The sequence below is a fragment of the Stutzerimonas stutzeri genome (assembly GCF_013522825.1).
Lineage (GTDB): Bacteria > Pseudomonadota > Gammaproteobacteria > Pseudomonadales > Pseudomonadaceae > Stutzerimonas > Stutzerimonas stutzeri_AK.
This window is the reverse complement of the sequence record NZ_JAAMQZ010000116.1, coordinates 1-265: the sequence shown is the minus strand read 5'-3', so window position 1 is coordinate 265 and position 265 is coordinate 1. Positions and strand designations below refer to the sequence as shown.

General features: G+C 59.6%; 1 protein-coding gene. It reads right to left on the bottom strand.

Annotated features, from left to right (window positions below; all coding sequences use genetic code 11):
• Positions 1–265, bottom strand: a 265-nt coding sequence (locus tag G7020_RS23845; protein ID WP_181087230.1) for a transposase, incomplete at both ends; no start/stop codon positions are given.

Genomic DNA, 265 nt, shown 5'->3' with positions numbered 1-265 from the left:
GCACATGCCCTTTGAGTATCCCCGAGTCCTGTAGCTTGGGATTGAGCCCTGCAAAGGCGGTGACCGCTCGGCTGCTGCCGAAGCGTTGAATGTCCCCCAGTTCAGCCAGCACAAGTGCTGCCGTCCGCTCAGCAATGCCGTCGATGCTCGTGAGCAGGTCACGCTGGCCGCGCAAGTCATCGTTGTCGTCGAAATGCTGCTTGATCGCCTCCAGCGTCTCGGCGATTTGCTGGCGTAAATGTTCAAGAACCGACTCGATCGACGC